Source organism: Streptomyces griseiscabiei (assembly GCF_020010925.1).
Taxonomy (GTDB): domain Bacteria; phylum Actinomycetota; class Actinomycetes; order Streptomycetales; family Streptomycetaceae; genus Streptomyces; species Streptomyces griseiscabiei.
On record NZ_JAGJBZ010000001.1, the window covers coordinates 127,486 to 150,402 of the forward strand.

Annotated in this window: 11 protein-coding genes; 3 read left to right on the forward strand and 8 right to left on the reverse strand. The window is 73.1% G+C overall.

Annotated elements, in window-relative coordinates; all coding sequences use genetic code 11:
• Positions 1-24: 24 nt before the first annotated feature.
• From J8M51_RS00520 to J8M51_RS00545, 6 genes are all read right to left on the reverse strand, one after another.
• Positions 25-8,214 carry a type I polyketide synthase gene (locus tag J8M51_RS00520; RefSeq protein WP_267298886.1) on the reverse strand — a complete coding sequence of 2,730 codons (8,190 nt, stop codon included), beginning with the start codon at positions 8,212-8,214 and terminating at the stop codon, positions 25-27.
• Between the two features lie 12 nt (positions 8,215-8,226).
• The gene (locus J8M51_RS00525) at positions 8,227-9,711 is read right to left on the reverse strand and encodes a class I adenylate-forming enzyme family protein (protein WP_086756673.1); all 1,485 of its coding nucleotides are present in this window, start codon (positions 9,709-9,711) and stop codon (positions 8,227-8,229) included.
• Positions 9,708-10,256: a coronafacic acid synthetase gene (locus tag J8M51_RS00530; RefSeq protein WP_086756671.1), complete on the reverse strand. Its 549-nt coding sequence runs from the start codon at positions 10,254-10,256 to the stop codon at positions 9,708-9,710. The genes J8M51_RS00525 and J8M51_RS00530 overlap by 4 nt, the downstream gene beginning before the upstream one ends.
• The gene (locus J8M51_RS00535) at positions 10,253-11,263 is read right to left on the reverse strand and encodes a beta-ketoacyl synthase N-terminal-like domain-containing protein (protein ID WP_398855280.1); all 1,011 of its coding nucleotides are present in this window, start codon (positions 11,261-11,263) and stop codon (positions 10,253-10,255) included. The genes J8M51_RS00530 and J8M51_RS00535 overlap by 4 nt, the downstream gene beginning before the upstream one ends.
• Before the next feature lie 128 nt (positions 11,264-11,391).
• Positions 11,392-11,886 (reverse strand): 3-hydroxyacyl-ACP dehydratase FabZ family protein, encoded by a 495-nt coding sequence (locus tag J8M51_RS00540; RefSeq protein ID WP_086756669.1) that lies wholly within the window; start codon positions 11,884-11,886, stop codon positions 11,392-11,394.
• The gene (locus tag J8M51_RS00545) at positions 11,883-12,155 is read right to left on the reverse strand and encodes an acyl carrier protein (protein WP_086756668.1); all 273 of its coding nucleotides are present in this window, start codon (positions 12,153-12,155) and stop codon (positions 11,883-11,885) included. Before J8M51_RS00545 ends, J8M51_RS00540 begins: the two co-directional genes overlap by 4 nt.
• Positions 12,156-13,017: 862 nt before the next feature.
• Here J8M51_RS00545 and J8M51_RS00550 point away from each other — a divergent pair.
• The 3 genes from J8M51_RS00550 (at position 13,018) to J8M51_RS00560 (ending at position 18,137) form a co-directional block, all read left to right on the forward strand.
• The gene (locus tag J8M51_RS00550) at positions 13,018-13,875 is read left to right on the forward strand and encodes a LuxR C-terminal-related transcriptional regulator (RefSeq protein WP_216586932.1); all 858 of its coding nucleotides are present in this window, start codon (positions 13,018-13,020) and stop codon (positions 13,873-13,875) included.
• Positions 13,876-13,980: 105 nt separating this feature from the next.
• A complete protein-coding gene (locus tag J8M51_RS00555; RefSeq protein WP_267298887.1) occupies positions 13,981-15,876 on the forward strand; it encodes a ThiF family adenylyltransferase in 1,896 nt (631 codons plus the stop codon).
• A gap of 500 nt (positions 15,877-16,376) precedes the next feature.
• On the forward strand, positions 16,377-18,137 hold the full coding sequence (locus tag J8M51_RS00560; protein ID WP_086756420.1) for a S8 family peptidase: 1,761 nt from the start codon (positions 16,377-16,379) through the stop codon (positions 18,135-18,137).
• Here the strand turns inward: J8M51_RS00560 and J8M51_RS00565 are convergent.
• Both J8M51_RS00565 and J8M51_RS00570 read right to left on the reverse strand, forming a co-directional pair.
• Complete coding sequence (locus tag J8M51_RS00565; protein ID WP_256964867.1) at positions 18,079-22,374, reverse strand: DNA-binding protein; 4,296 nt, start codon at positions 22,372-22,374, stop codon at positions 18,079-18,081. The two genes, J8M51_RS00560 and J8M51_RS00565, sit on opposite strands and share 59 nt — an antisense overlap.
• Positions 22,371-22,787 carry a hypothetical protein gene (locus J8M51_RS00570; RefSeq protein ID WP_267298888.1) on the reverse strand — a complete coding sequence of 139 codons (417 nt, stop codon included), beginning with the start codon at positions 22,785-22,787 and terminating at the stop codon, positions 22,371-22,373. The genes J8M51_RS00565 and J8M51_RS00570 overlap by 4 nt, the downstream gene beginning before the upstream one ends.
• Between the last annotated feature and the right edge of the window lie 130 nt (positions 22,788-22,917).

Genomic DNA, 22,917 nt, shown 5'->3' on the forward strand with positions numbered 1-22,917 from the left:
CGGGTCCGTTCTGCGGCCGGGGCGTCATTCGGCGTCCTCCGTGGCGAACGACATCGCGACGAGTTCGTCGAGGCTCGCCGTCCTGATGTCCTCCATGCCGTCGTGGTCGTCGCCGGTCGCGGTCTCGATCCCCGCGATCTGGAGGAGGGTGTCGAGCAGGCCGAGTTCGCGCAGGCGTACGAGCGGAATGGCGGCGATGGCCTCCTGGATCCGGGTGTCCTCGGGCTCGTCGGCCTCGTCGTGTCCGGAGTCGGGGAAGAGTTCCGCGTCGAGGTGGCCGGCCAGCGAGAGGGGCGTCGGATGGTCGTAGGTGAGGGTGGCGGGCAGCTGGAGTCCGGTGGCGGTGGCCAGCCGGTTGCGCAGTTCCAGTGCGGTCAGCGAGTCGAAGCCGGACTCCCTGAACGGCTGGTCGGGGGCGAGGGAGGTGGCCGCGTCGAGGCCGAGGACGACGGCGGCGTGCGCGCCGATGAGGGACTCCAGGGTGCGCAGCCGGGCGTCGGGCGCGAGGTCGGCGAGACCGGCCGGCAGCTCCGACGCCGGTGCGGACGCGGTGGCCGCCCGGGGGCTGCCGGTCGCGGTGGTCAGCTGCCTCAGCAGGGGGTGCAGGGTGCCGTGGGTGCTGTTGGTGCGCAGGGTCTGCTGGTTGAGGGGGGTGGCGGTGACCGCCGCGTACGGCAGTTCCAGGGCGGTGTCGAGCAGGGTGTGGCCGTGCTCGGCGGTGATGGGCGCGAGGCCGGTTCGCGCGATGCGGGTGTTGTCGGCGTCGGTGAGGGCGCCGGTGAGCCCGGTGACCGGCTGCCACCAGCCCCAGGCGACCGAGGTGGCGGGCAGGCCCTGCCGGTGACGGTGGCGGGCCAGGGAGTCGAGGAAGGTGTTGGCGGCGGCGTAGTTGCCCTGACCGGGGTTGCCGAGGGTGCCGGCGGTCGAGGAGTACAGGACGAAGGCGGCCAGGTCGAGATGGCGGGTCTGCTCGTGCAGATGCCAGGCGGCGTCGGCCTTCGGCGCGAACACCCGGTCCAGGTCGTCGGGGGTCAGGTTGGGCACGGTGCCGTCCGCCAGGACGCCCGCCGTGTGGAACACGCCGGTGAGTGGATGTGCGGACGGTATCGAGCCGAGGAGGTCGCGCAGCGCGTCCGGGTCGGTGACGTCGCACGCGGCGACGGTGACCTGTGCGCCGAGTTCGGTCAGCTCGGCGGCGAGCCGGCCGGCCCCGGCCGCGTCCGCTCCGCTCCTGCTGGCCAGGAGGAGCCGGCGGACCCCGTGCGCGGTGACGAGATGCCGGGCGAGGAGTCCGCCGAGGGTGCCGGTGCCGCCGGTGATCAGGACGGTGCCGTCCGGGTCCAGGGGCCGGGGCAGGGTGAGCACGATCTTGCCGGTGTGGCGGGCGTCCCGCATCAGCCGGAAGGCGTCGGCGGCCCGCCCGATCCCGTAGGCCGTGACCGGCAGCGGTGTCAGAACACCGGCGTCGAACAGGCGGCGCAGCTCGGCGAGGATCTCCGCCGTGCGTTCGGGGCTCGCGCTGTCGCGCCGGTCGAAGGACCGGTAGGTGAGGTGCGAATGGGTGGCTTCCAGCCGCCCGCTGTCCCTGATGTCGGTCTTGCCCAGTTCGATGAACCGGCCTCCGGCGGCCGTGAGGTCCAGTGACGCGTCGGTGAACGGGCCCGCGAGGGCGTTGAGCACGACGTCCACGCCGCGCCCGCCGGTGACCTCCCGGAAGTGTTCGGCGAAGTCGAGTGTGCGGGAGTTGGCGATGTGCTCCTCGGCGTAGCCGAGTCCGCGCAGGGTCTCCCACTTGTCGGGGTGGGCGGTGGCGAGGGGCAGAGCCCCCAGATGGCGGGCGAGTTGGGTGGCCGCCTGGCCGACGCCACCGGCGGCGGCGTGGATCAGCACGGTCTCGCCGGGCCGGATCCCGGCGAGGTCCACGAGGGCGTGGTAGGCGGTGACGAACGCCACGGGCACACTCGCGGCCTCGGCGAAGGACCAGTCGTCGGCGATGCGGGTCACCATGCGGCGGTCGGCCACGACGACCGGGCCGAAGGCCTTCTCGGTCAGGACGGCCACCCGGTCGCCCACGGCGAGGTCGACGCCCGGCCCGGCCTCGGTGACGACGCCCGCGGCCTCGGCCCCGGAGTCGTGTTGGACGGCGATGAGGCCGAGAGCGGCGGCGGTGTCGTAGAAGTTGACACCGGCGGCCCGTACGTCCACCCGGACCTGGCCCGGCCGCAGCGCGGCACCGGCCTCGTCGGCGGGCAGGAGGGCGAGGTCGTCGAGCCCTCCGCCGCCGGTGGTGTCGAGCCGCCAGTGGGGGGTGTCGGCAGGCGGCGTGAGCAGGCCGTCCGTGGAGGTCCGCGCCAGATGGGGAACGTACACCTGGCCGCCCCGCACGGCCGACTGCGGGTGACGGGCGGCCAGGACCGCCGGGAGCACGCCCGGGGTGTCGGGGTGGCGGTCGGTGTCGATCAGGACGATCCGGCCGGGGTTCTCGTTCTGCGCGCTGTGCAGCAGGCCCCACACCGGGCCGTGGACCAGGCTCGGCGGGTCGTGGGGGCCGGTGGAGACGGCGCCCCGGGTGACGACGGCCAGCACGGTGCCGGAGAGCGTGTCGTCGGCGAGCCAGCCCTGGAGAAGGTCCAGGATCTCCCGGCACCGCTCGCGTACGGCGTCGGGCAGGTCCTTCGGTGCGGCCGGCTCGGGTACGGGCAGCACCCGGACGAGAGTCCGTGGCGGCGGGGCCCCCGCCTCGACGGCCGCGGTCAGCGCGGCCGGATCGGCGTAACGGGGCAGGTCGTCGAAGGCGGCGGCGGGCGCGGGGCTCGGGTCGAGCAGCACGCGGGTGCCGGTGCCGACGGGATCGGCGGTCACGGCGGGATCGATGGGCACGGCGGTCCAGTCCAGACGCAGCAGATCGTGCTCGGGACCGGTGCGCGTCAGGCGGCGCAGATGGTCGCCGGTGGTGGCCCGCAGGGTGAGCGCCTCGACGCTGAGGACGGGGGCGCCGGTGTGGTCGGTGGCGGTCACGCTGACGGTGCCGGGCTTGACGACGCGCAGGTGGACGCGCAGCCGTGTGGCGGCAATCCCGGTGTGGGTGATGTGGCCGAAGGTGAAGGGCAGTTGCGGCCCGGTCCGTCCGTCCGCCGAGGTGGCCGCAGGTTCGGGTACGGCGATGGGGTGCAGCGCGGCGTCGAGCAGCGCCGGATGCAGGGTGTGGCCGGTGGCCGTGAGGCTCTCCGGCAGGTGCGCCTCGGCGTAGAAGTGGTCGCCCCGGCGCCAGGCTGCGTGCAGGCCGCCGAAGGCGGGGCCGTAGCCGTAGCCGGCCGCGGCGAGGCCGGCCCGCAGGCCGGTCAGGTCGATCGGGTCGGCGTCGGCGGGCGGCCAGGAGGAGGGGACGCTCTCCGGGGGCGTTTCCGTGGGTCGCGGGCTCAGCCGGGCCGTGGCGTGCAGGGTCCAGGTGGGCGGGGTGGAGTCGTCCGTGCCGTGGGGGCGGGCGTGCAGGGTCAGCGGCCGGTGGCCGTGGTCGTCGGTGGGCCCGATCCGCAGCTGCAGGTCCAGGGCGTCCTGTTCGGTCAGCACCATCGGGGTGTGGAGGGTCAGTTCGGCGATGTGGGGGCTGTCCGCCAGGGCTGCCGCGTGCAGGGCCATGTCGACGTAGGCGGTGCCGGGGACGATGACCACTCCGGTGGCCGCGTGGTCGGCGAGCCAGGGCTGGGAGTCCAGGCCGACCCGGCCGGTCAGCAGCAGCCCCTCGCCGTCGGGCAGGTCGATCACCGCGCCCAGCAGCGGGTGTGCGGAGGCGCGCTGCCCCGCCGTCACGGCGCCCGGGGCCGGTGCGGAGGCGAGCCAGTGGCGGCAGTGCTCGAAGGGATAGGTGGGCAGGTCGACATGACGGGCCGTCGGATGCCCGGCGGTGCGGCCCGGGGCGTGACCGTGGGCGTACAGACGTGCCCGGGCGGCGGTGAGTGTGCCGGTCCGGGGCTTGGCGCGGTGCAGGGTGCCGGTGACGAGCACGTCGTGGTCGAGGCTCTCCTCGATCGGCGGCACGAGGACCGGGTGCGGGCTGCACTCCAGGAAGGTCCGGTGGCCCTGTCCTGCCAGTGACCGGAGGGTGTCGGTGAGGCGGACCGTGTGACGTAGGTTGGCGTACCAGTACGCCGCGTCCAGCGAGCCGCCGTCGAGCGGGCCGTCCTGGAGTCGCCCCTGGACCGTGCTGTGGAAGGCGACAGTGGTGGGCCGGGGGGTGATGTCGGCGAGCCGCTGGAGAAGTCCCTCGCGGAGGGGGTCGATGTGCGGGGAGTGGCTGGCGTAGTCGACGTCGATGCGCCTGGCCCGGACGCCCTCGGCCTCGCAGCGGTCCAGCAGGTCGGTCATCGCGTCGGTGTCGCCGGCGAGGACGGTGGAGGCGGGGCTGTTGACGGCGGCGACGGAGATCCGGCCGTCGTACGCGGCGAGAAGTTCCCCAGCCCGGTCGGCGGGCAGCCCGACGGTGGCCATGGCCCCGCTGCCGGACAGCCGCACCAGGGCCTGGGCGCGCAGGGCGACCAGCCGGGCCGCGTCGGGCAGGGTGAGGGCACCGGCGATGTGGGCCGCGGCGATCTCGCCCTGGGAGTGCCCCACGACGGCGTCCGGCACGACGCCGAAGGACTCCCACAGGCGGGCGAGCGACGTCATCACCGCGAACAGCGCGGGCTGGACGACGTCGACCCGATCGAGCGCGGGGGCGCCGGGCACGCCCCGCAGCACGTCGACGACCGGCCACCGGGTGTACGGGCGCAGCGCCTCGTCGGCGCGGTCGAGAGCCTGCCGGTAGACCGGGTACGCGTCGTACAGGTCCATCCCCATGCCGGGCCACTGCGAGCCCTGACCGGGAAAGACGAACACGACCTTGCCGGCGCCCGTGGCGGGGACGACGCCCCGGACCAGGCCGGGATGGTCCCGCTGCTCGGCCAACGCGCCCAGCGCGGCGAGGAGTTCGTCGCGGGAGCGCCCCCGGGCGACGGCCCGGTGGGCGAACCGGCTGCGCGTGCCGGCCAGCGCGTGCGCCACGTCCACGGGGTCGAGGCCGGGCCTGTCGACGAGGTGGCGGCGCAGCCGGGTGGCCTGGGCCAGCAGTGCGGCGGGGGTCTTCGCCGAGAGGGTCCAGAGCACCTCGGGGGACGGGTCTGCGGGGTGTTCGGGGACGGGGTCCGCCGGGTCCGGTGCCTGTTCCACGATCAGGTGGCTGTTGGTGCCCGAGACTCCGAAGGAGGACACGGCGGCACGCCGGGGGCGGCGGTCGGCCTCCGGCCAGTCCTGCGGTTCGGTGAGCAACTGGACGGCGCCGCTCGACCAGTTGACGTGAGGGGAGGGTGCGTCGATGTGGATGCTGCGGGGAAGCTGCCCGTGCCGGAGTGCCATCACCAGCTTGATCAGGCCCGCCACGCCCGCGGCGGCCTGCGTGTGGCCGATGTTCGACTTCACCGACCCCAGCAGCAGCGGCCGGTCCTCGGGCCGATCCCGTCCGTAGGTGGCCAGCAGGGCGTGGGCCTCGATGGGGTCGCCGAGGCGGGTTCCGGTGCCGTGCGCCTCGACCACGTCGATGTCCCGCGGAGTCAGCCCGGCATTGGCCAGGGCGTGGCGGATGACCCGCTGCTGTGCGGAACCGCTGGGCGCGGAGAGGCCGTTGGAGGCGCCGTCCTGGTTGACCGCGCTGCCCCGGATCACCGCCAGCACGGGGTGCCCGCTGGCCTGTGCGTCCGACAGCCGCTCCAGCACCACCATGCCGACGCCTTCGGCGAGGCCGATGCCGTCGGCGGAGGCGGAGAACGCCTTGCAGCGGCCGTCGGGTGAAAGGACCCGCTGCCGGGAGAACTCGACCAGTACACCGGGGCCGGACATCACGGTCGCCCCGCCGGCCAGCGCCAGTTCGCAGTCCTGGTCGCGCAGTGCCTGGCAGGCCTGGTGGATCGCCACGAGGGACGAGGAGCAGGCGGTGTCGAGGGTGATCGCCGGCCCTTCGAGTCCCAGGGTGTAGGCGATCCGGCCCGAGGCGACACAGAGCGCGGTCCCCATGAAGGCATGGCCGGCCACGTCGGCGGTGGTCTGGTGGAGGCGGGGGCCGTACTCCTGGGCGATGACCCCGGCGAAGACCCCGGTGCTGGTGCCGCGCAGGGTGTCGGGGTCGATGCCGGCGTGCTCGATCGCCTCCCACGACACCTCCAGCAGGAGGCGCTGCTGCGGTTCCATGGCGGTCGCCTCACGGGGCGAGAGCCCGAAGAAGCCCGCGTCGAAGTCCGCGGCGTCGTACAGGAAGCCGCCCTTGCGGGAGGAGATCTTCCCCAGTTCGCCCGGGGTGGGGTCGTACAGGCCGTCCGTGTCCCAGCCCCGGTCGGCGGGGTGGTCTCCGATCACGTCACGGCCGGCCGCCACCAGGTCCCACAGGGACTGCGCGTCGGTCACCCCTCCGGGGTAGCGGCACCCGATGCCGATGATCGCGATCGGTTCGTCCGACGGCCCCCGGCGGGGGCGACGGATGCGCGCGCCGGCCTCCGCGGTCGCGGGGTCGTGTTCCACGAGGCCGAGTTCGTGCCGCAGGTGCTCGGCGAGTGTCGCCGGTGTGGGGTGGTCGAAGACGAGGGTGGTCGGCAGGTCGAGGCCGGTGGCGGCGGCGAGGGCGGTGATCAGCTCGACCACTCCGAGAGAGGTGAAACCGATCTCCAGGAAGGTCCGGGTGCCCGCGTCGAAGCCGTGCCCCAGCACCCGGCCCGTCTCCGAGGCGATCAGGTCGACCAGGGTCTCCCGCTGTCTGTCCGGTGGGGCGCCGCGCAGGGCGGTGGTGTCGAGCGGGGCGGTGGGCTCGAAGTCGGGAGTCCGCCGCGGCCGGTCTGCCTCCGGGGCCGCGTCGGTCCGCGGGGCGGGGTCGGTCCGCGGGGCCGCCTCTGTCTCCGGGGCCGGATGCGTCACCGTCGCCCGGGGCCGGGTGACGAGCTGTCCGTACGTCGCCTCCCAGCGGACCGGCAGCCCGTTGACGAATGCCTGGGTGAGCGCCTGGCGGATGCTTTCCCCGTCGCTCCTGCGGTGGTCCAGCGTGGGGACGACCGCGCCGGTGACGTCGGCCGCCCGGAGGATCTCGCCGATGGCCGTGGTGAGCGTGGGGTGGGTGCTCACCTCGATGAACAGCCGGTGGCCGTCGTCGATGAGCGCTCGTATCGCCTGCTCGAACAGGACGGTGCCGCGCATCGACCGGTACCAGTAGTCGCCGTCCAGGCGCGTGCCGTCGAGCCGGGTGCCGGTTGCGGTGGAGTAGAAGGAGGCGCGCGAAGGGCCGGGCGGTGTGTGCGGTGCTCCCGCCGCCAGCACCTGCCGCAACCCGTCGACCTGGGGCGAGTGGCCGGCGACGTCGATGCCGGGGACCTTCCAGGCCCAGATCCCCTGCTCGGTGAGCTCGGTGAGGAGTTCCTCCACGGCGTCGGTGTCACCGCTGACGGTCACGTTCCGGGCGCTGTTGACGGCCGCGACATCGAGCCGGCCGCGCCACCGGTCGATCAGGGGGCCGATCCTGTCGACGGGCGCGGCGATCGACGCCATGGTCCCCCGGCCCTCGATCCGGGTCAGGGCACTGCCGTACCGGACGAGCAGCCGGGCGGCGTCCTCGGTGTTCAGCGCTCCGCAGGCGTGGGCGGCGGCGATCTCGCCGACGGAGTGTCCGACGACCGCCGCCTCCTGGAGTCCGTGGGCGCGCCAGAAGTCCGTGAGCGCGCCGGACAGGACGAACTGGACCGGCTGGATGGTGCCGAGCCGGGTGAGTTCCGTTCCGGCGGTGAGCGCGGCGGCCGGGTCCCAGCCGTCCAGACGGGCGGCCAGCACGCTGCCGTAGGTCTCGGCCCGGGCCCTGAAATCGGTGGAGGCGGCGAGCAGTTCCGTCGCCATGCCGGGTCGGACGGCGCCCTGGCCGGGGAAGACGAGGACCGGTCGGCGGGCCGTCGTCGCGACGCCGGTGAGGACGCCCCGCGCGGGGCGGCGCCGGGCCAGAGCGGTGAGTCCGCGCAGGAGCGCGTCCCGGTCCGTCGCCAGGACCGCGCCGCGGTGGTCGGCGTGCGTGCTCGTCAGCAGCCGGTGTCCCAGGTCCGGCAGCGCCTCGTCCGGCGTCGCCTCGACCTCTTCGCGGAGCCGGTCGGCCTCGGCCGCGAGCGCGTCAGGAGAGTCCCCCGAGACCACCAGGGGTGCGTTCTGCAGTTCCATGGTCAGCCTTCGCTACTTGGCTACGGACTTGCGCCAGCCCAGATGGGCGGCCGGGTGGACCAGTACGCGGTCCGGCTGTTCGCTGCGGAGCAGGACCTTCGCGAGCCGCCGCCGGATCTCCTGGTCGTCGACGGAGGTGTCCGCGCAGTAGACGTCGAGGGTGAAGACGACCTCACCCGCGTCGTTCTCGTGGGTCCACGCCTGTGCTCCCTGGACGTCGGGGAGCGACTCGGCTATCTCGCAGACGGACCGGAGCGACACCTTCTCGCCGCGGCTCATGACAAAACTGGGCCGGCGGCCACGGAAGTAGAGGTAGCCGTCGTCGTCTCTCTCGAACAGGTCGCCGGTACGGATCGCGGTCCTCACGGATTCCCGTGTCGCGGCCGTCGTCCCGGCGCTGTCGGGCGCGGGACCGCTGTCGCCGGGGCCTGTGTCCGTCTCGCTGGTTTCGGGCCCGGTGTCCGTCTGCCGTCGCCCGACCCTGCGGAGCATCGCCGTGTCGGTCTCGACGATCAGCTCGCCGATCCGCTCCCCCGGCTGCTCCGTGCGCAGGCGGACCTCCACACCGGGAAGCGGGAGTCCCACCGAGGGGTGGCGCCGGGGCGGCTCGCGATGGGCCGCGAGTGTGGACACCCGGGGGCCCGCCTCGGTGAGTCCGTAGGTGAGGTAGAGCTCCAGGCCGGGGTTGTGCGCCAGCAGGTCCGCCACGGACGCGGCCTCGAAGGCGTCCCCGCCCACGGTGAGCCGGCGCAGGGGTGCCGGAAGCGGGCGGCCCGTCCGGCGCCAGGTCTCGACCAGGGCCGGTGTGAGCGAGGACACCGTGACACCGTGCTCCTCGATGGTCCGGCGGTAGTTCGCCGGGGTGAACGGAGGGCCGGAGATCACCGCTCTGCCTCCGGAGACGAGGGCCCCGAGAAGCTGGGCGACGAACGCGTACGAGTAGTGCATCGGGAGGTTGATCAGTGTGGTGTCGTCGGCGGTCTGCCCGATCGATCCCGCGTGGCGGGCCGCGTTGCGGAGCAGGGAGTCGACGTGGTGCAGACAGCCGCTGAACACGCCGGAGGTGCCGGAGGTGAGGAGGATGATCTCTCCGGGGCGCTGTGCGCGGGTGTCGGGGTGGGGCAGGGCCGCGAAGCGGGCGATCCCGCCGAGGGGGTGTGAGGTGCCGTCCCTCAGCAGCTCCGCCGGGATGCGCGGCGCGACGAGGGCGTCGGCGCCCAGTGCCCTGGCCATCCGGTCGATCCTGGACGGCGGAGCCGACGGCGGGAGGAGCGCCGGAACCGCGCCCTGGGCCAGCAGCGCCAGCACCACGGCGGTGAACGCCCCGCCGTTCGGCATCGCCACCATGACGGTCCGTCCGGGCGCGACGCCGAGTGTGCGCAGTTCGTCCGTCAGGGTGTCGAGCGTGGGTGGACGTGCCGTGGGCTGGTCGGCGTGGACGAGGTGGTCGAGGAAGTGCTGTACGGCGCTCGCCGTGAGGGTGCCGACGGTCTTCACGTCAGTCCTGCCGTCGGGTCCGAGGTGAGGATCGTGCTGGTGACGTGGTGACCCGACGCGTCCGCCCGGTGGGTCGTGACGATCACATGGCTCGCGGAGTCCTGGCGCAGCCAGGCGCGGGCCACCAGGAGCGCGGGGGGCAGACCCTTGTCCGGGGGCATCGACAGGGTCATGGTCGGTCCGCTGAGTCCGAGGAGCTGGGAGGGGAGGCTGCAGATCGAGCCCGGGTTGGCCCCCGAGAAGCGCAGCGGCGAGATACGTCCCGACGGGATCGCCTCGGCCAGTTGCCGCATGGTGTGCGTGGTGCACTGGTCGCTCACGGCAATGTGACCCACGGACCGCCGGGCCGACACGTCCGTCGGGGTGAGGACCCCGCCGCACGCGCCGAGTGCCTGTTCGACGGCATCGAGCACGAGCCAGGAGAGCGGGTCGGCGTACAGGGATGCCTTCCGCCTCGGCGGGGTGGCGGACAGGTCGCGTGCGACGGCGACCCCCTCGCCAACGGCTTTCAGGGCATGGGTGTGCGGGGCGGGAAGTCTGTTCATGCCGCCGCGCCTTCCGGCCCTCGCAGGACGAGGCAGGTGTTGAAGCCGCCGAAGCCGAGCGTCACGCTGATGCCGTACCCCTGGGCGATCTTCATGGGTTGCCGGGCCGGAGCCGGCAGAGCGAGCTGCGGGATCGGGTCCCGCAGGCCGTGGACGGGGGGCGCCATGGAGGTGGCGAGGGCCTGGAGCACAGCGACCGCCTCGATGGCCCCGGTCGCGCCGAGGGTGTGCCCGAACGCCCCCTTGGTCGCGAACACCGTTGGTGGACTGGGTACTTGGGCGAACAGACGGCTGTAGGCGCGGGCTTCCACGTCGTCGTTCACCGGGGTTCCGGAGCCGTGTGCGTTGATCACGGAGATGTCCGCCGGGGTGATGTGGGCTGTGCGCAGGGCGCGTTCGACGGCGAGGACGACGTTGGCACCGGACGGGTCGGGGGCGACGGCGCTGGCCGCGTCGTTCGAGGATGCCGCGCCTGCGAGGGTCCCGCGGGGACGGGCGCCCCGGGCGCGGGCACGTGCCGCCGGTTCGAGGACCAGGAAGGCCGCGCCCTCGCCGAGGACGGTGCCGTTGTGCCGGGTGTCGAAGGCACGCAGTGCGTCGGGGGACAAGGTGCCCAGCCGTGAATGTCCCAGCCGTTTGCCGAGGGTGAGCACGTCCGCTCCGCCGCACACGCACAACTCCGCGGCGCCTTCCTGGAGAAGGGCGAGTGCGGTCAGTACGGCGTCCGATCCCGCGGAGCAGGCGGTGGTGACCGTCACCGGTTCCGCCACCAGTCCGACGTCCCGGACGGCGGCCGCGGACCACTGCGAGAGGGAAGCGGTTTCCGTCTGGTCGAGATGGGCGCCGTAGCTGGTTCCGAGGACCGGTACGAGGGCCGGGTCCCCGGGCTCCGTCCCCGCGTCCGTCAGCGCGGCCGACAGAGTACGGCGCGTGAGTTCGTGCTGGCGGTGCGCGGGGGGAGAGTCCAGCGGAAGGCCGGAAACGACCGCCGCCCTGGTGCTGCGCAACGGTAACGGGGAGGCGGCTTCGGTGACTCCGGAGACCTCGTCGAGAAGAAATTCCCAGACCGGATCGAGTGCCGTTCCCAGAGCTGTGGTCCACGCCATTCCCGTGACCCAGATCGGGGAAACGGGGTTCACCACAGTTGCTCGCCCAGATCTGCGACCTTTGTACGTACCAAGCTGCCCCGGGTCATGGCGACAGGCTTGCCCGAGACCTCCGCGCGACAGGCGAACGTGAGGAAATTCCCACGCAGGCTCTCACACGTCGTGTTGAAGACGATCTGGTCGCCGGGAACCACGACACGAGTGAATCGGGATTTGACCGACCCGATGAGGGTGATTTCGTCGTCAGACAGTCTTGAGGTGGACAGCTGGGCCAGAATGATGGCCGACTGGGCGATCGCCTGCATCATGTGACTGGCCGGAAAGACGGCCCGTTCCGGGAAGTGGCCGGAGATGGCGTCCGTCTGACCGGAGACGGCCATGAGGCTCTTCACGTATTCACCGGGCTCGTAGTCCAGAATCCTGTCGAGGTAGACCATGGGGTGGCGGTGCCGCAGCCAGCCCTTGAGCTCCGTGAACCCCATGGTCCTCGGCTGGCGTTCCTTGCTGTCGGTCTCCTCGGTCATCGGCTGCCGGCTCCGTCCGGAGCCGGCCCGCCGAGACGTCGCACCAGCTGTGTCAGGCCTCGCACCGAGGAGAAGTTCTCCGGTCCGAAGTCTTCGTCCGATATTTTTATGTCGAAGACATATTCACACTGGGCGCGGAGTTCACTGAATCCGAGCGAGTCGAGACCGAGGACGTCCCGAAGGCCGTCGTCGAGTTGTATCTCGGCTGGCGGAACACTCACGAAAAGGTCGTCGACCAAGATTCTCTTGATGGTTGCCTCGATGCTCATGAGCAGTCTCCAGGATTACCGACCGGGACGGGCGGGCGAACGGCGTGGCCGGCACCCGCACCCACCGGCAGGAATTCGGTCAACGGTCGCCCGCGAGGACATGACTGACGGCATACGCGAGCGATTGGAAAACGGAGTTCTTCGGCGAGATCGATGCGACCTTACAAGGTTCAAGTAGCGGGTGGCGACTACGGAAATCCTTAGTCCCGGGCGACAAAATTACCCAAACCGGACCACTTCTCCCACGATGGAAGGCATTCTTCGATTTCGCAAAGATTATGCCAATTTGTTGTCGCCGGGTAGGTCTCGCGGCACCACGACCCTCTTGACCAACTGCTACTGCGGCGAGGCAAAATGATCCGGCATCACCCGTCGGGCGGTATGACGGCCCGCCCGACGCTGCTCCCGGCCGCCCCGCGACGGCCCTCCGGGTCAGGAGAGACACAGCCCATCCCATCCCTGTAGCCACGCACCAGCGCCGGCGGGTTCCGTGGGCCCCCGAGTGAAGCGGTTACCCCGGCATCCAGGCCCCTGTGCCGCACACCGGGACACCGACAGGACCGCGGCGGCGCGCTGCACCACTGTGCGCCGCGCGCACCCTCGCACCACCAGGAGACCTCGCATGACTGCCCCCCGAGCGGTCGGACGGCTTTTCCCCACCTCCGTTCTCCGCACGCGAGCGGGGAGCCCAGGATGAAGTTCGGACGGACCGTCAGCCTCGGCACACCACCGGTCGCGCCACGCGCCCCCCGTTTCGCCCTGCCGGAAGAGACGAGCCCTCCCCCGTACCCGATGTTCCACCGGCGCCGGCGGAACGTCGCGCTCCCGGGCTTACTCCGGCTCCCCCGAAAGAGGTAATGCCTTGCCCACGCTGCCCAAGGTCACGACTCTGGCCCCAGAGCCCCCCACCGCGAACCCCCGGGACCTGCCGACACCCGCCCTGCCCCCGGCGGTCGCCGCGATACTGGGCATGGTCCACCTCGACGCCGAACTGCGGGTGGTGGAAGCCAACGACACGTTCTGCGAGCAGTTCCGGCTGACACCCGCCGAGGTACGGGGAGTGTCCCTGTCGCGGTTCTTCCACCCCACGGGACGCTCCAGCCTCCAGGAACAGTTCTCCCGGCTCGTCGCGGGGCAACTGGGTGACTTCAGCGCCCCCATGACGCTCGTGGACGGAAACCTCAGGGACCGGGACTGCCTGGTGACGGGCATCGCGCTCAACAGGGTCCCGCACGTCTACTGCACCACCGAGTGCGTCGCCGTCGCCCTGGTCGTCCCGGACACGGTCCACAGCCCTCCACTCACGCTGGCCGCCGCACCCGCGGCGCTCGCCGAGGTTCCCAGCCGCGTTCTGGAGGGAGTGGCCGCCGGGCTCTCCACCCAGCAACTGGCCACGCGGCTCGGCCTCAGCAGCCACGGCGTCGAGTACCACATCAGCGTGATGCTGAAGAAGCTGAAGGCTCCCAACCGCTCCGCGCTCGTCGCCCGCGCCTACGCGCTGGACATCCTCGTCGCGCACTGCTGGCCGCCCCGGGTCCGGCCCCAGTACATGGCGCGGTTCCAGGTGGGCACGTCCGCCTGTGCGACAGAGGCACCCGTGCCGGCCGACCGCGCCCCAGCGGCGGCCACGCACCGGTCCGACGACCTCACCGAGGTGGGCCGGCTCGCGCCGGTGTCCGCCGACGACACGGACAGTCGGCCGGAAAGGGAACACGCATGAGCCGGACATCCTCCCGTTCCGTCTCCCCCGCCGGGGCCCTGGGCTTCGTGTCGCCGCCGTCGCAGGACGGTCCCACGGTGCGCGTCCGAGCGAACGGAGCCGGTCATGGGCGCTGACACCCACCGGGCCGACATCGAAGCGGCGGCGGCCGGGGCCGAGGCCGTGAGCCGCAATGCCGACATCCTCGGCGAACGGGAGCAGGCGGCGGTGCGCGCCGCGACCGTCCTGATCGCGGGGTGCGGCGGCGGGGGCGGGGTGGTCGAGCCGCTGACCCGGCTCGGGGTGCTGCGCTTCCGGCTCGCCGACCCCGACCGCTTCGACGTCTCGAACCTGAACCGGCAGGCCTGCGTCCGGGCCGACGTGGGCCGCTCCAAGCCCGAGGCCATCGCGGACCGGGTGCGCGCGCTCAACCCCTCGGCCGACGTGACCGTCTACGCCCAGGGTCTGACCCTGGAGAACCTCGACGAGGCGCTCGACGGGGCCCACATCGTCTTCGACGGAATCGACCCGACGATGTCGGCCTGGGTCAAGTACCAGCTGCACGAGCGGGCGGCCCGGCGGGGCATTCCCGTCCTGGCCGGCATGGACTTCGGCGGGAAGCCGACGCTGTACGTCTTCGACTACCGGCGCAATCCGGTGCCGTTCTACGGCAGGGCGAGCGCCGAGGCGCACCGTGAGAACCGCCTCTGGGAATCCATGCGTTGGACCGGCAGCACCCATGTCCCCAGTGATTTCCTGCCCGTCCAGGCCAATCGGTTCACCCACGGGGGCACCTGGCCCCAGATCGGCTACTGCGTCCTCGGCCTCGCCACCCTGACCACCAGGACGGTCGTGGACGTGCTGATGAACCGCAGGACGCGGCACGTCGTCACCATGGACGTGCACGCCGCGGTCATGTCCCGCCCGGCCGCCCTGATCCACCGGGCGCGGATGCCGGTGGAACTGGTGAGAACCCGTCGGGCGCTACGTGCGGCGGCCCGGCGCGGCCCGCGCCCGGAGCCGGTCTCACCACAGCTCCCGCGCCCACTGCCCGAGCGGCTGGCCACGGTGCTCGGCGGTGCCCGGCTCGCGCCTTCCGCCTACAACGCGCAGCCCTGGCGGTTCGAAATCCTCGACGACCGCACGGTCCGGCTCGCTCCCGACCCGGAGCGCTGGCCCGCCGCCGACCGGGACCCACTGGGCTGGGCGGAAAGCCTCGGCTGCGCTCTGGGTTCCATGACCTACCTGGCGCACGGCGAGTGGGAACCCCGGCCGGACCGCCGGGACGAGGCGCGTGACAGTGTCGGCCGGTTCCACTGCGACCGTCTGAGCGACGATGTCCTCCCCCGGCAGGGAGCGGTCGGCCTGCGCGCCACCCATCGGGAGGACCTGCTGCGCAGCCCTCTGGACCAGGCCACGGCCAAGCGGATCGAGTTGCTGTGCGGCGAACGGAACCTCACCCTCGACGTGGTCAGCGGGCCTGCCGCCCTGACCCGGCTAGCCCGGACGCGGCTCGACGCGTCCCTGGCCGACGATCAGGTGCGTGATGCCCGGCTCCGGGCCTGGCTGCGCGCACGCGCGCGCGGTGAGAAGGGCCGCTCCTCCTTCGGGGATGCGAAGGACCTGCTCGGCCGCTCGGGCACGACCGGCGCCCTGGCCCACGCCCTGACGGGTGAGGTGCTGCCGCGCGCGCTGGCCCGCCCGCTGGGCGCGGCGGCGGCGCGCGCGGAGGCCCGGAGGCTGCGCAACTGCGGCGCCGTGCTCGTCCTGCGCGGTCCTCGCCGGACCGTCGCCGACCGCGTCGACGCGGGAGCCGCGCTGATGCACATCTGGCTCACCCTGACGGAGGCCGGATACGCGGCCCAGCCGCTGGGGGGCGAGTTCGGCCGCGAGGTGGCAGGACTCGACCCGGACGGGGACGACGAGATCCTGGCGGTCCTGCGCGCCGGACGGGCCACGGCGACCCCGCTCCACCGTGTCACGCGCTGCCCGGTCGAGGCCTCCGTGCGGTGGGACACGTAGCCCGCGCGACCAGCGGCTCGTCGTGAACGGCACCCTCCGTCACGGCTGCTGACGACATGGGGTGCCCCGCGTCGGGGACCGCGGACGCGGGGCACCCGCTCCGAGGCAGGGGAACGCGGCCCGTAGTGTGGCCCCACCTCGTCCGGCGCGAGGGGCGGGCGCCCGCCCCCCGGCCGGTCTTCGTCCACCGGCTGGGGGCCACGCGGGCCCGCCCCGCTGGTGCGGGCCGCCCGGCCGGCACCCGGCCGACTCCGTACGGCAAGGCGCGGCCGGCGTCGCCGAGTTGCCGGTGCATCCCGAGCTCCCGATGCCCGGAGTGCGTCTCTTTTCAGCCATGCCGCGTCCCTGCGCGGAAAGGTACTTCCATAGAGGGGCATGCACCTGACATTTTGCTTCCACCATTCGTTTCGTACGGCCCGGCCGGTGCGCTCCGCACGGCCGGGCCGTCTCCGGAGGACGCATTGATACCCCACATATCCAGCCGGTCCAGACGCACGCTGGTGCTGGCGGCCACGCTCGGCGCCGCCCTCGCGTTCGGCACGCCGGGCGCCCTCGCGGGCACGCTCCCCGTACCCCCCTCCACCGCGCCCGCCGCCAAGGCACACGCTCCGGCCGCCGCGCCGGCCGCCCGGAGTGCGGACTGGGTGGCCGGCACGCGTGCGTACCTCGTGATCACCGCCCCCGGTGACGGTGCGGCGGTCCGCTCCGCGATCACGGCCAACGGCGGCACCGTCTTCTCGGACTTCGACGCCATCGGCGTGATCGTCGCCCACTCGGCGTCCAGCGGATTCGCCGCCACCATGCGCGGCGTCGCCGGAGTGCAGCAGGTCGGCGCCACGCGCACCTCGGACGTCCCGGCCGACGCCTACAACCCGGCGCTCCCGGCCAATCCGTCCCAGTCCTCGACCCCGGCCGGAGAACCGGTCCGGGCCGACATGAGCCAGATCAAGGCCGACCAGGCCTGGGCCGTGAACCCGGGCTCCGCCTCTGTCAAGGTCGGCATCCTGGACACCGGTGTGGACGACCAGCACCAGGACATCGCGCCCAACTTCAACGCGGCCGACTCGGTCTCCTGCGCCTACGGCAAGCCCGACACCCGTGCCGGTGCCTGGCGGGACGTCGACACGCACGGCACCCACGTGGCGGGCACCGTCGCCGCGGCCAAGAACGGCAAGGGCGTCGTCGGCGTGGCCCCCGGGGTGAAGATCTCCGCGGTCCGGGTCGCCGAGCCGGGCACCGCCCTCTTCTTCGCCGAGAACACCATCTGCGGCTTCGTCTGGGCCGGTGACCACGGCTTCAAGGTCACCAACAACAGCTATTACACGGACCCGTGGCAGTTCAACTGCCCGGACAACATCGACCAGGCCGCCATCATCGAGGGCGTCGAGCGCGCCCAGGAGTACGCCGAGAGCAAGGGCTCCCTCCAGATCGCCGCCGCGGGCAACGAGAACTACGACCTCGCCCACAAGACGACCGACTCCGCGAGCCCGAACGACTCGACGCCGGTCACCCGCACCATCACCAACGCCTGCCTCGACATCCCGACCGAGCTGCCGGGCGTGGTCACCGTCGCGGCCAACGGCACGGGCGTGACCAAGGCCTCGTTCTCCAACTACGGCCAGGGCGTCATCGACATCGCGGCGCCGGGCAGCAACGTGTACTCCACCGTCCCCGGCGGCGGCTACGGCAGCAAGAGCGGCACCTCGATGGCGACCCCGCACGTGGCCGGCGTGGCGGCGCTCATCGCCAGCGCCGACCCGGGCATCACCCCGGCGCAGATCCGCGCGAAGCTGGCCGCCCAGGCCAACGACATCGCCTGCCCCTCGGACAGCCGCTGCACGGGCACGACGGCCAGCAACGCGTTCTTCGGCGAGGGACAGGTCGACGCCCTCAAGGCCGTCGGGGCCACCCCGCCGCCCGGCACGTTCTTCGAGAACCTCGCGGACTTCGCCATCGCCGACAACGCGACCGTGGAGAGCCCGATCGCCGTCACCGGCGTGACCGGCAACGCCCCGGCCACCCTCAAGGTGGGTGTGGACATCAAGCACACCTACACCGGGGACCTGAAGGTCGACCTGGTGGCACCGGACGGCACCGTCTACACCCTGCACAACCGCGCCGGCGGCAGCGCCGACAACATCGCCCAGACCTACACCGTGAACGCCTCCTCGGAGGTCGCGAACGGCACCTGGAAGCTGCGCGTCAACGACAACGCCGCCTCCGACACGGGCAAGATCGACGCCTGGAACCTGACCTTCTAGCGCAGGACCCGGCAGCGCCCGCGTCCAGCACGCACAGCGCCGGCGACAGCCGCGCGCCGTGGCCGGGCCGTGCTCGGCGCAGCGGGGTGACACGTCGGGCTCCGGCCCTTCGTGTCACGACCGAGTCGATCAGGGTGGCCGCGGTGAACCCGACGGCGTCCTCGTCGATCGGTCTGGCCCTGTCCCCCGTGACCGCCCACTCCAGGTCCCGGCTCAGGCGGGGCTCGGAGGCGGGGTCGAGCAGCGCGGCAAGCATCCAGTGCTCCGCGTTCAGCACGCGCCGCGCCTCACCGGGCAACGCCTCGGGCAGCATCCTGCGCCTGCCGACCTCGCCGTTCCAGACCTCCGCGGCGGACGCCGTGTCGGGGCCGTCCGTCCACAGCAGGGCCGGGTCCCGGGGCAGCAAGGCGGCGACGACGGCCCTGAGGACCGAGGAGTCGGTCCTGCGCAGTTCGTCCTTGGCCAGGGCGGCGTCCGTCACCTTCACCCGGAGCACGGCCCGCGCCCCGGGGGTGAGGAACGACTCGTCGTCGCTGTCCACCTGCGGCACTCCGCCCACGATCAGCCGGGCCATGGTCGGGGTGACGCCGGTGAGCCGGGCGAACTCCTCGGCGGCCGTCCGCATCCACGGGGCCGGTCCGCGCTCGTCCAGTTCGTGGAGGAACGCCGTGAGCCAGCCTTCCTCGCGGTCCTCACCGACCGGGGAGGAGGATGCGAGCGTGTAGGGGGCGGGGGCCTCGAAACGGCCGGACGGGTCGTGGAAGAGTGCCGTGAAGTCGCAGCCGTGCCGCTCGTGGATCGAGGTGCACCCGGTGACCGCGAGGAAGGCACCGCCGTCCAACGGCAGCACGCCCGTCCCGATTCCGTCGCGCCACTCGCCGTTCACGGTGCGCAGATGGCGCGCGTCGAGGTGGAGGGAGACCCGGCGCCAGCGCGAGTGCCCCGCCGCCGAGGCCAGCCCGAGCGCGTCGAACTCCCGCAGCAGCGTCACCAGGGCCTCCCGGTGCTCCGGCGAGGTGGTGGGTGACGCGACCCGGAACGCCGTCGCCGTGAGGAAGCCGGCCAGGGGCTCCTCGTACAGGTAGCCGCCGGGCAGTGCAGGGCCGTCGACGTGCAGGCGGACGGCCGGGGCGGGCTCGCGGGCCGTGCCCACGGGCGGTGCGGCGGGGGCACCGGCCATCGGCGCAGCCGTGGCGGGAGTACCGGCCGCCGACGTGGACGTGACCGGGGCACCGGCCGCGAGCGACACCGGCGCGAGGTCGTCGGCGGAGCGGCCGGACGTCACGGACGCGTCGGACGCGCTCAGCGCCCGCCGCAGCGCCCGCAGTCGCCGGACGACGTCGTCCCGGTCGGCCGTGTAGTGGTGGTGGGGCGCACGGGAACCGTCGAGGCCGCTGAGCGCCTCGCGCAGCAGCCGGTCGGACGGTCCGGTGGGGCCCTCCTCCCCGTGGGCGCCGGAGACTTCCCCGGTCAGCCGGGTCGCCACCGCGTCGAGCACCTTCTGCTGCCCGGCGGTGTACCGCAGCACTCCGGTGACGCCCGCGCGCAGTGCCCTGTCGGTGACCTCGGGCAGCAACTCGCTCACGGCCGCCCCGGGTTCGGGCGCCTTGAGCAGCGCCCGCGCCGTCTCGTCGGAGATCCCGCGCAGTGCCTCGGAGCCCCGCGGGTCCCGGGGCCGCAGGCAGTGCCAGTACCGCAGCGGCGGAAGGACGGGGGTGCCCGCCACGAAGTCGCCCGGGGGGCCGTCCATCCTCGCGGAGGCGTGCACGACTCCGTCCGGGTCGACGAGTTCGACGCGCCAGCCGTCCCGGACGGCGGCCATGAGCCGGACGGCACCGGGGAACCGCACCGCGGCGTACGGCATTCCCCGCTCCTGCGACACGGTGACCCGGCGTCCGGCCAGGTCCTCGCCGCACCAGGAGTGGTCGGGCAGGCGCACCGCGCGCCAGCCGAGCAGCCCGTCCACCGGCACCCCGGCGGGAGTGGCCTCGGCGAAGGGGTAGGGCGCCAGCGAGCCCGGAACCGGGGTGCCCTCCCCGTCGGGATCGTCAGGATCGTCGGGAGCGGTGAGAAAGGCGGGCACGCTCGGGCGGCCGAGCCGTCCGGTGGCCGGGTCGTACTGCAGCCAGTCCCCGCCCCAGGCCCAGTAGGAGGTGCCGTCCCCGACCACACCGGCCTCGGCGGGCACGGTGGTGTCGCCCCGTCGCAGGACGCCGGGGAAACCGGTGGTGCGTCCGCCGCCCGGCAGGGGCAGGGTCGGGACGCCGACGCCCTCCCGGTACCAGTTCAGCCGGGTGCCCCGGACGTCGCGGGTGCCCGCCAGGGGCAGGACCCGGTCGGGACTGTGGTGCCAGTACCCGCGCAGCCCGTGACCGTAGGTGTCCCAGTGGACGAGCAGTTCACCGTCCACGAAGTGGAACCCGGGGTGACCGTGGATTCCCTGGTCCGGCAGCCGCAGATCGTGGGTGAGCACGGTGCCCTCGGTGCCGATCACCCGGACCTGCGCGGCACCGGCGGTGATGAGGTACGGCCACGCGTCGGCGACGTACAGGTCCCCGACGTGCTGCCCGCTCACCAGGTCGCGGGCGGCTTCCTCCCAGGCGGGCCAGCCGAGTTCGTCGATGAGCCCGGCCCTGAGCGTGCGGGCGAGGAGCGGGGCGAGGTCGCCGGCGGCCAGCTCCCGCAGCTCGTCCTCGGCGAGCCTGAGCGCCTCGTCGGGGAGCCACTTCAGCCGGCGCATCGTGTCGGGGAGGCCGGGCAGTCCGGTGGCGGTCGGGCGCCGCGCCACCTCGCGCACCCAGTCGGCCAGCATCAACCGGCCGCCGGGCGACTGGGCGAGGACCCGGATCGTGTCCAGGTCGTCCTCGTCGTCGCCGAAGGTGTCGGCCGCTTCGTGGAAGGCGTGCCGGAACCGCTCGTCGGCGGCGAGGGCGAGCAGGTCGCGCCGGCCGTCGCCCTTCGCCCAGCTCCGTGGTTCGATCCGGCGGTGGATGCCGGTGGGCACGTCCAGGGTGAGCAGCAGGTCCAGGAGATCCAGATCGTGCCCTGCCCGCAACTCCCCTCCCGAAGCGGCGAGTTCGGCGCGCAGCCGGTCGGCGGACAGTTCCGTGATCCGGTACAGGGCGGGGAGTCGCGTGGTTTCGAAGTAGCTGTGCGACCGCGCCTGGAACTCCAGGAAGCGGGCGAACCAGCCGGCGGTGCCGTCCTCGGGCCGCTCCTCGTCCGGCAGCGTGTCGTCCCAGAGCCCCACGAGGGCCCCGGACTCCTCCAGGATGTCCAGCCACAGCAGGAGTACAGCGCGGTCGCCGGAGTCGGGCATGACGTTCAGCAGCCTGCCGCGCACCTCGGGTTCGCGCCGGGCGAGGGCGATGACGGCCGTGCGGTGGCTCTTCCACCAGCCTGGCGCCGCCTTCGCCGTGGCCGGCAGCGCGAGCAGGTCGGCCAGATAGGCCTGCTCGACCTCGCTCCCCTGCGCTCCCGCCGCGCGGGTCAGCCTGCGCACATCGGTCGCCAGCTGGGCGGACGGTACGAGTCCGCCCGCGGTGCGCCGCACGCACAGCCGGGTGAAGCGCCCCAGGGCCTCGGCCGCCGGAACCCTGGCGGCCAGTTCCTTGGCGTACCCCGACAGCGCGGTCGCCGTGAGCGCCCCGGCCAGGGCGAACTCCAGGAAGACGGCGTCCAGTCGCTCCTCGTCCACGGTGAGCCCGTGCGCGGCCTCGGCCTCACGGGCCCGGCCGAACATCTGCCCGGCGTAGGTGGGGTTCTCCACCGACAGGAAGACGCGTCCGGCCTGTTCGTAGAAGGTGGGCAGGAAGTGCGGTACGGCGGCGGCCAGTCGGCGGGCGGTCTCCCGGCAGGCGTCCAGGGCCGTCTTCGGCCTCGTCCTCGCCCGGCTCGCGATCCGCTCCAGCTCGGGGACGACACCGAGCGCGTACGGCGCGTCCTCGGGGTGGTGCACCAGCACCCACGCCGGGAAGCCGAGCGCCTGCCGCGCCCCCAGGCCGACCTCGACCGGTTCCGCGGCCGGCGCGAGGCCGAGGTGAGAGGCGGCCTGGTCCTCCGCCGCGCCCAGTTCCCCGGCGACCAGACGCACGATCACGCGGTCGTCGAGTCCCGGGTGCGTGTACGACCGTGCCGTCAGTGGTACCGCCCGCTCGCCGGCCCCTGCCGTGCCGAGTGGCAACACCGCCCCGGCCGCCAGCAGTTCCTCGTACGACACCCGCACTCCCCCGCTCACCCGCCCGTCCCCTCTTCGAACGCCCGCCCGGCGTACAGCGCCGCCGTCCTCCGCGTCCCCTCCGACCAGGCCACTCGCTCGGCGTCACGCACCCGGCAGATGGCCAGGGAGCCGGAGACCCGGTGGTCGAGGGCAGTGTCACGCGCGGCGCGTACGGAGCACCGGAACAGGGCCCCGGCGAACTCCGGGACGTCCGTCGCCCTGGAGTCCGGGTCCGCCGGCTTGCCCGCGGCCTCGTGCCGCTCCAGCCACGCGGCGAACCCGCGCAGCCGCTCCACCTCCGGATGGCCCCTGGGCACCTTGGGCAGCGACCCCACCTGCCGGCCCGCCGCCCGGCCGGACACGGTCCCGGCCGCAACTCGCCCCTCCACCAGGGCGACTTCGTACGCGCCGCCCGCCGCAAGCCAGCCCACCGGCTCCGCCTTCCGCACCAAGAGCACTCGAAGAGAACCAGGAGAGACCCCGGAGAGAACTCGAATCGTCACACCGTGCGCCGGGCTCCGGCACTCGGTGTGACGATGAGCGGAACACTAGAAGCAGCCA

Bases quoted from the DNA above. Each gene is read 5' to 3' on its own strand.
- J8M51_RS00530 (WP_086756671.1), bottom strand. From the start codon at position 10,256: ATGAACAGACTTCCCGCCCCGCACACCCATGCCCTGAAAGCCGTTGGC.
- J8M51_RS00555 (WP_267298887.1), top strand. From the start codon at position 13,981: ATGGGCGCTGACACCCACCGGGCCGACATCGAAGCGGCGGCGGCCGGG.
- J8M51_RS00520 (WP_267298886.1), bottom strand. From the start codon at position 8,214: ATGGAACTGCAGAACGCACCCCTGGTGGTCTCGGGGGACTCTCCTGAC.
- J8M51_RS00540 (WP_086756669.1), bottom strand. From the start codon at position 11,886: ATGACCGAGGAGACCGACAGCAAGGAACGCCAGCCGAGGACCATGGGG.
- J8M51_RS00545 (WP_086756668.1), bottom strand. From the start codon at position 12,155: ATGAGCATCGAGGCAACCATCAAGAGAATCTTGGTCGACGACCTTTTC.